This window comes from Cetobacterium sp., from assembly GCF_048470075.1.
Classification (GTDB): Bacteria; Fusobacteriota; Fusobacteriia; order Fusobacteriales; family Fusobacteriaceae; genus Cetobacterium_A.
Window position 1 is genome coordinate 1 of record NZ_DBGBQB010000279.1, and the last position, 8526, is coordinate 8526.

Genomic DNA, 8526 nt, shown 5'->3' on the forward strand with positions numbered 1-8526 from the left:
TTGGGAAAAATAGCATTGGATTTTTAGATAATCAAACTAAAATAATATTAAAAAAATTACACGAAAGCTATAATTATAATTTTACTGTTAAAGTTGATAGGATAGAGAGAAAAGAGGAAAATTATAATGTACACATTTGGATAGATAGAGATAGAACTTTTAAAACTTTATCCTATGAACCTGGAAAAATATTTAAAGATATAAAAGAGTTTTTAATAGGAAAGTTAGATTATAACACTTTGCAAAAGAGAGTTTTAAAGTCAATATTTAAGGATAGGAAAAATACTGTTGTAAATTGTGAATCTGGAAGAGGAATGGATACAGTTATAGAAACTATTAAAATCTATTATGAGTTGATGGGAAAGAAAGTTTGTGTGGTAAAGGAGGGAGAAAAAAAGAGAGAGGGTTATGATTTTTATATATATGTAGGAAATGAAATTCTAAAAGACAACGGATATAACCTTTTTATAACTAATAACAAAATCTATTATGAAAATTGCGAATATATTGAGGATAGTTATACAATACCGAAAAATATAGAGTTGATAGATAAAAGTGAGTTGGAATATCATGAAAAAATATTCAATAAAAAATTACCTTTAAATGATAAAATAAAAATAGTTGAAGATATAAAAAATAATGTTAAAGTTTTTGCAACTGAAGACGTAAAAATTATTTTGTAAAAAAATATTGTCCAAAGTAGGAAAGTTAATATAAAAATAGAAAAAACAGGGAGAGAGTGGTTTTCCTGTTTTTTATTTTAGATTTTTATTTTTGTGTAAAGAATAAAGGTAATCATTTTTAATGTCTGAGGAGGGTTGAATTTATGAAAAAAGTTGTGTTTGGAGATGGAAGTAAAGTAGTTTTATTTAAAGAGGGTATTAAAGAGGGAACGGAGATTGGAAATAGAATAGAGGAGCTTGTAGAGGAGATAAAAAGAAGAGGAATGGGTGTTTATACATCGGATTCATATGAAGATTTAGAGGATGTAGTTGCCTATGATAAAGGGATTGATTGCTTACTTTTATCATGGCCTAACAATAGAGAGGAGCAAGAGGCTATTGAGGTTATAAAAAAATTACACGAAAGCCAAGAGGGAGTTCCAGTATTTTTATTGACTCATAAAGCTGATGCTTTGGAAAAATTAAGTAGAGAAGTATACGAAAATGTTGAAGAGATAATCTGGATTTTACAAGAGGAAATAGTATTTTTAGGAGAGAGAATTCAAAGAGCAGTTGAAAGATATAATGATGAGTTATTACCACCTTTGACTAAAGCTGTATTTAATTATAATAAGGTAGCTGAGTACTCTTGGGCAGCACCGGGACATCAAGGAGGAGTTGGATTCACTAAGACTGCTCTAGGAAGAAGGTTTTTTGATTTCTATGATGAAAACCTATTTAGAACAGATACTGGAATAGAAAGAACTTCTATAGGATCATTATTGGATCATACAGGAGCTTTTTTAGAGGGAGAAAAACTAGCTGCAAAAGTTTTTGGTGCAGATAGATCATATAATGTACTTGTTGGAACTTCAGGTTCAAATAGAACGATAATGCAAGGGGTTTTAACAGATGAAGATATTGCATTGGTGGATAGAAATTGCCATAAATCTATAGAACAAGGATTGATTATAACAGGAGCAAAACCAGTTTATATGAAACCTACAAGAAATAGATATGGAATAATTGGACCTATTCTGCCTAGTGAGATGGGTGAAGGAGAAGTTGCTAAAAAAATATCTGAAAGTCCATTGGTACCTGAAAAGATGAAAGCACAAAATCCTATCTATTCAGTGGTAACAAACTGTACATATGATGGGGTTTGTTACAATGCAATGAAAGTTGAAGAGTTATTTCAGCCATATGTGGAGAGAATACACTTTGATGAAGCTTGGTATGGATATGCAAAATTTAATGAAATTTATAAAGATCACTACGCTATGAGAGGAGATGCTAAGGATTATAAAGGAAATGCAACAATTTTTGCAACACATTCGACACATAAGTTATTAAATGCCCTGTCTCAAGCTTCATATGTGCATATGAGAAAAGGGAAAAATCCTATAATAGAGGAGCGTTTTAATCAAGCTTATATGATGCATGCTACAACTTCACCTCTTTATGCCATTGCGGTTTCAAATGAAGTTGGAGCGGCGATGATGCAAGGGAAAACAGGGAAGTATTTAACTGATGAAGTTTTAAAGGAAGCTATTGATTTTAGAAAAATGGTGGCAAAATATCATAAAGAGTATGCCCAAGAGGGAGAGTGGTTCTTTAAACCTTGGAATGCTGAAACAGTTAAAGATCCAAAAACAGGTAAAGTTTATAATTTTGAAGACGCTCCAACAGAGTTATTGATGAGAGAACAATCTTGTTGGGTGATGAATCCTAATGATACATGGCATGGATTCCATAATTTACCAGAGGATTGGGCAATGTTAGATCCTATAAAAGTAAGTATTTTAGCTCCTGGAATGAGTGAGAGTGGAGAGTTAGCAGAGAAAGGTGTACCAGCACAGCTTATATCATATTATTTCTCCAAATATGGAGTTGTTCCAACAAGAACTACTGACTTCCAAATAATGTTCCTATTCTCAATGGGAATTAGTAAAGGAAAGTGGGGAACTCTACTAGATCTATTAACTTCATTTAAAAGAGAGTACGACAATAATACTCCATTAAAAAAAATCTTCCCTGAATTAGTGGAGGGTAGAGAGGATAGATATGGAGAGTTAGGAATGAAAGATTTAGGTGATGAGATATTTCAATATCTAAAAGAGCATAATTTAGGAAAGTATTTAAATGACGCATATTCAAATCTACCAGAGCAAGTAATGACTCCAAGAGAAGCATACAATAAAATCGTAAAAAATGAAGTGGAACTTGTTTCAGCTAAAGAGCTAGAAGGTAGAGTAGCGGCAAATGCTGTTATTCCATATCCACCTGGGATTCCAATGCTAATGTCAGGAGAGAGCTTCGGAAATGTAGATAGCGCTCAAATATCATACTTAAGAGCCTTAGCAACTTGGGATAAACAGTTCCCAGGATTTGAGCATGAAACAGAGGGAACAGCGGTAATAAATGGTGAATACCATGTTCTATGTATAAAAAAATAAATAAATTTTTGGCGGTGAGACCATGTATAAAGAGTTAACTAGAAAAATAAGAAAATCTTTAAGAGAGCAATGGTTTTATCATATAGTGGTAGGGTTAATATTTCTTATATATGCCGCTATAGTTATAATTGGCAACGGAATATTTTTAGACGATGTTGTGAAAGTTTTAGGTTTCCTATTTCTACTTACAGGAATAGGAAATCTAATTTACTCTTTCTCTGGAATTGGAGAGAGAGAATTTCACTGGGGTGAGATATTCTTTTGGGGAATTTTAGAGGTTTTTTCAGGAGGATTACTTCTTTCTAGTAAACTTTTAACAGCTGAAAGAAATTTGATAGAAGAGGTCAGTTTGGCTATAGAGAAGGTAACTGCAGCGAAAGTTGAATTACAAGGATATTTGGTTATATTCTATATAGGAACTTTTTTAACATTTAGAGGGATAAGCCATATTGTAACAAAAGTGTATGAACCAGAGGGGATAAATCACAATAGAACTTTAGGAGTGTTAAAAAGAGTGTTAATCCTAGATGGTTTTATAGATTTTATATTTGGAGTAGGTGTTACATTAAGTATGTATTTAGCTCAAAACATATTCTATTATATTGTTTTTGTCTATATTGTTATAACATCTATACTTACCATTATATTTGGATTGGGATCGAAGTATTCTTTAAAAGTGGAAAAAGATGAGGAGTTGGAGAATATAGAGGTAGAATAGTAAAAAATAAACAGCTCAAGCTCTTGAAATAAGGGCTTAAGCTGTCTAGATTTTATATTATTTAAAACTTTTGAGAAGTCTCATTTATTTTTTAAGTTTTTTTTCAGTATGAGAATATCCAACAACACTATCCTCAGTTTTTTGCATCTCTTTTTTTACTGTTACATGTTTATCTAAATAATCTATTGATTCTTTCATATCTTTAAGTAGTAGTGACATCTGCTCCATGCTTTGATCCGCTCTTACAACAACTCTCATTATAGTCACATTTTCTAGATTTTTAGGAAGTGGATAAGCTGGTAATTGCCAACCATAATATCTTAGTCTATCTGCTAAATCATACTCTGTCCATGCTCTTTTTTCATCTTCATTTAACATCCAACAAACAATTGGTATATTTTCTCCGCTGTTTAATATTTTAAATATTCCTAATTTTTCCAATCCTTTTGTTAAAAACAATCCAACATCTCTTGATCTTTTATGTACAGCCTTGTATCCCTCTTTACCCCATCTTACAAAGTTATAGTATTGTGCCCATATTTGGCTTCCTGGTCTTGAGAAGTTTATTTGGAATGTTGGTTCAAATGCTCCTAAGTATGCTACTTTAAATAGTAACTCTTCCGGTAGATACTCCTTATCTCTCCACATTACCCATCCAAGTCCTGGATATACTAGTCCAAACTTATGTCCTGATGTGCTTATAGATACTACATTTTTTAATCTGAAATCCCATACTAATTCTGGATTTACAAATGGTAAATATAATCCTCCTGAAGCTGCATCCACATGGATAGGTACTGAAATTTTAGCGGTTTTATTATACTCTTCTAACTCTTTGTCAAGAGCTACTATATCATCAAATGTTCCTGTATAAGTTATACCCATTATAGGAACAATACCAATTGTATATTCATCACATGCTGCTATAGCAGCCTTAGGATCAAGATATAATTCGTTTAAAGATGTCATAGGTAATTCTCTTAACTCTACATCCCAATATACACAAAACTTTTCCCACACAACTTGAAATCCAGAACTAACTATTAAATTTGGTCTCTTAGCATTTATGTCTATTCCTAGAGCTCGGGCTCTTTTTCTCCATCTAAATTTCATAGCCATTCCACCTAGCATACATGCTTCTGATGAACCAACTGTAGATGTTCCCATATATTCCTCATCCTTTGGAGCATTCCATAAATCTGCAATAATATTTACACATCTTTTTTCCACTTCTGTTGTCTGTGGGTATTCAGCTTTATCTATTGCATTAGTTGCGATTGCATCTACCATAACTTGCTTAGCTTCTGGTTCCATATATGTTTGAACAAAAGTACATAAATTATATCTAGGATTTCCATCGTGCATCATCTCATCTGAGATTAGCTGATAAGCTATATTTGGATTAATAGCTTTCTCATTAAGAGTCTCTCTTGGTAAAATATGATCTGATTCATAACTTCCAAATAATGGTGTTGTAGAACTATCTGGAGTAAACTCATACTCCTTTTCTTTCTCTTCTCCAATTTTTCTTCTGTGTAACATATTAAACCTCCTATAAATTTAATAAAATAACATTTTTTATTTCGATGTAGCACTCTCTAGAATGCTTACAATTGAAAACAGTGAAAAACAAATAGCTCCAAGTCCTATTAAAACTCTTTCTGGTATAAATGTTAGTTGACTTGGAGAGTTAATGACTATTAAAAAACTTGTAAGAAATAAACAAAATAATGCTGTTAAAACTGGAATCAATGTAACTTTTCCAGCAAGTGGATTCGATGTTTTCCAAACTAAAGCTAATAAAATAATTTTGCTGGAAATACTATAGCAGATCATTCCTAAACCTATTAAAACATATCCTGGAGCAATGGCATAAATCTCTTTATTGAATGTTAAAATTAATATTCCCAAAATAATATTTATAGTTCCCATAATTATTACAAGGGAAATCCAACATTTTTTATCAAAAGAGTTATACTCATTTCTAATCTGTTTAACAATACTCACAACCAACCCAATCAATGAAGTACATATAGCTGCCAATCCAAAAGTAACAAAACCAGCTACAAAGTTTTCGTGAATTCTAAAATTTTTTAAAAGTGTGAACGATATAATCCAAAGTATAATTGAAACAATTATGGGAATAGAGATAAGAATATTTTTTAAGGTACTAGAAAATGCAGTTATTGGAATTGAAAAGTCTTTTGAAGAGGAATTTTTTGGTATAAGACTAAATTTAGTTGAAGAAAGTGCCACTGTTGAAACACAATATGTGATACATCCCACACCAAAAATGACATGCCCAGCTACAAAATACGTACTAGATTTTGAATGAATAATTATAAAAATTCCATAAAAACAGATAATTGATGCTACTCCAAATCCGAGCGTAGGTAAAAATATTTCATAAAATTTACTATATTTTTTAATAATCTGTCTAATGATTGTAGCTGCAGTACTAAATAGAGCAATACATATTCCGCTGAGTGATATAAGAATAGACCCAACTAAAAATCTTTCTGAAATATTAGAAGTATTTAAAACTAAAACTCCTAAAGAGAAACATAGTAGTGCCATAATTAGTGGTATTAAACGATAAAAAATACTTAGATAGATGTTCATAAATAGCCTCCTAAACTGTATAACCTTTTGTTAAAATTTTAACTAAGTTTTAAATCACGATTACAATGTTCTGGGAAAATTGGTAATATCCTTTAAAAAAATAAATAAAAGGAAATTTGACAGTTCTCTTGAACAGTCAAATCATTGATTACTATTTTAAAGGAGGCTTCATATGGACACAAGTATCAATACAACAAAAAAGCAGTTGACACTGTTTGGATTTTTCACAATAACAGCATCTATGGTAATGGCTGTTTATGAATATCCAAGCTTTGCAACTTCAGGTTTTACATTACTTTTCTTTTTACTATTTGGTGGATTATTTTGGTTTATTCCTGTGGCACTTTGTGCAGCCGAAATGGCAACAATTCCAGGTTGGCAAACAGGAGGTGTCTTCACTTGGGTTTCTGAATCTTTAGGTGAACGTTGGGGATTTTCAGCAATATTCTATCAATTTTTTGAAATAACAGTTGGTTATATTCCAATGCTTTACTTTATTAACGGTTCATTATCATATGTATTTGATTGGCCAGAATTAAATATAAATCCACATTTGAAATTAATTTCTATTTTAATTGTATTTTGGATCTTAACGTTTTCACAGTTAGGTGGGACTAAATATACAGCTAAAATAGCAAGAGTTGGATTTATCTTCGGTATAGTAATACCTGCAATAATTTTAATTGGGCTTGCGATAACTTATGTTATAGCTGGAAATCCAGTGCATATGAAAATTAGCTGGGATTCGTTCTTTCCAGATTTAACTAATGTGAACTCATTGGTTATCTTGGTGTCATTTATTTTAAGTTATATGGGGGTAGAAGCATCAGCTTCCCATGCCAATGAGATGGCTAACCCTAAAAAACAATATCCAGTAGCGGTATTCATGTTAGTTATAATAGCAATTATTATAAGTTCTGCAGGAGGATTGTCAATAGCAACAGTTATCCCAGTGAATGAGATAAACTTAAGTGCTGGTGTTAACCAAACTTTTGCTATATTAATTAATCACTATGGAAACCATTTAGATTGGATTGTTAGAATTATAGCTGCTTTTATTGGACTTGGAGTTTTAGCAGAGATAAGTGCTTGGATAGTTGGACCATCAAGAGCTATGTATGTAGCTGCACAAAAAGGTATTTTACCTCCAGTGTTTAAAAAAGTTAATAAACATGATGTTCCAGTACCATTGGTAATGTTTCAAGGTGTTATCGTAACTATTTGGGCAATTGTTCTAACATTAGGTGGAGGAGGAAACAATATGTCCTTCATGACATCGATGTCTTTAACAGTTGTTATCTACTTAATGACATACTTCCTATTATTTATAGGATATTTAACATTAGTTTTAAAAAGAAAAACAACAGATGCTCAAGCTGGATATCAAATTCCAGGTGGGATTATATTTAAATGTATTGTTGGTGCAGTAGGATTTTTAACATCATTATTTGCTTTTATTATCTCATTCTTCCCACCAGATAATATTCCAGGTGGAAATACTGGAGAGTATGAAACAATATTGACTGTAGGATTTATTGTTGTGTTAGTTCTTCCATTTATAATATATGAATTTAGAGATAAAAGAAATGCATCAGGAATAGAGCCTACAAAAATTACAACAGAAAATGCTCCAGAACACCATTTTTTTGGACATCCAAAAGCTAGAGGAGAGTTCCATATTACTCCACATCCAGATGATGTTATGCAACAGGATGATGATTCTAAAAAAGCTAACAATCAAAAATAAGTAGAAAAGAAAAAGTTAGATTTGAATTAAACTTGAATATAATTAAAGAAAAGATAAAAATTTTAGACATGGAGGCAAAAAAATGAATCAAGATGTATTAAGTAAAATAGTGGAGAACAATAAAGGATTAATATCTCAGGGTGCTGTGGCTACCTATATTCCAGAGTTGGCTAAAGTAAATAAAGATTATTTAGGTGCAGTTATTGCATATCCAGATGGAACTATGTTATCAGCAGGAGATACAAAGGTTAGATTTGCTATAGAAAGTATATCTAAAACAGTTGTTTTAGCTTTAGCTCTATTGGATAATGGAGAGGAAGA

At 31.5% G+C, this 8526-nt stretch carries 6 protein-coding genes and 1 pseudogene; 5 read left to right on the forward strand and 2 right to left on the reverse strand.

All coding sequences use genetic code 11. The annotated features are described in order from the left end of the window. The 3 genes and pseudogenes from ACMOUI_RS09895 to ACMOUI_RS09905 form a co-directional block, all read left to right on the forward strand. Positions 1 to 683, forward strand: a pseudogene (locus tag ACMOUI_RS09895) (single-stranded-DNA-specific exonuclease RecJ); the annotation flags it as partial. 143 nt (positions 684 to 826) lie between these two features. Next, complete coding sequence (gene adiA / locus ACMOUI_RS09900) at positions 827 to 3118, forward strand: arginine decarboxylase (RefSeq protein WP_418965536.1); 2292 nt, start codon at positions 827 to 829, stop codon at positions 3116 to 3118. A 22-nt stretch (positions 3119 to 3140) separates the two neighbouring features. Beyond that, positions 3141 to 3836: a hypothetical protein gene (locus ACMOUI_RS09905; RefSeq protein WP_418965537.1), complete on the forward strand. Its 696-nt coding sequence runs from the start codon at positions 3141 to 3143 to the stop codon at positions 3834 to 3836. 84 nt (positions 3837 to 3920) lie between these two features. Here ACMOUI_RS09905 and ACMOUI_RS09910 read toward each other — a convergent pair whose 3' ends face one another. Further along, positions 3921 to 5378 (reverse strand): glutamate decarboxylase, encoded by a 1458-nt coding sequence (locus tag ACMOUI_RS09910; protein ID WP_418965538.1) that lies wholly within the window; start codon positions 5376 to 5378, stop codon positions 3921 to 3923. Between the two features lie 36 nt (positions 5379 to 5414). Then, positions 5415 to 6458, reverse strand: a complete 1044-nt coding sequence (locus tag ACMOUI_RS09915) for a DUF2776 family protein (RefSeq protein WP_418965539.1) — start codon at positions 6456 to 6458, stop codon at positions 5415 to 5417. A gap of 172 nt (positions 6459 to 6630) precedes the next feature. Between ACMOUI_RS09915 and gadC the strand changes: the two genes are divergently transcribed. Further along, the gene (gene gadC, locus ACMOUI_RS09920; protein WP_418965540.1) at positions 6631 to 8205 is read left to right on the forward strand and encodes a glutamate:gamma-aminobutyrate antiporter; all 1575 of its coding nucleotides are present in this window, start codon (positions 6631 to 6633) and stop codon (positions 8203 to 8205) included. 82 nt (positions 8206 to 8287) lie between these two features. Beyond that, a partial coding sequence (locus ACMOUI_RS09925) for a glutaminase (protein ID WP_418965541.1) occupies positions 8288 to 8526 on the forward strand: 239 nt, incomplete at its 3' end.

What these genes read in the sequence shown, in the direction of transcription:
- adiA (WP_418965536.1), top strand. Translation starts at nt 827, where the DNA reads ATGAAAAAAGTTGTGTTTGGAGATGGAAGTAAAGTAGTTTTATTTAAA.
- gadC (WP_418965540.1), top strand. Translation starts at nt 6,631, where the DNA reads ATGGACACAAGTATCAATACAACAAAAAAGCAGTTGACACTGTTTGGA.
- ACMOUI_RS09905 (WP_418965537.1), top strand. Translation starts at nt 3,141, where the DNA reads ATGTATAAAGAGTTAACTAGAAAAATAAGAAAATCTTTAAGAGAGCAA.
- ACMOUI_RS09915 (WP_418965539.1), bottom strand. Translation starts at nt 6,458, where the DNA reads ATGAACATCTATCTAAGTATTTTTTATCGTTTAATACCACTAATTATG.
- ACMOUI_RS09910 (WP_418965538.1), bottom strand. Translation starts at nt 5,378, where the DNA reads ATGTTACACAGAAGAAAAATTGGAGAAGAGAAAGAAAAGGAGTATGAG.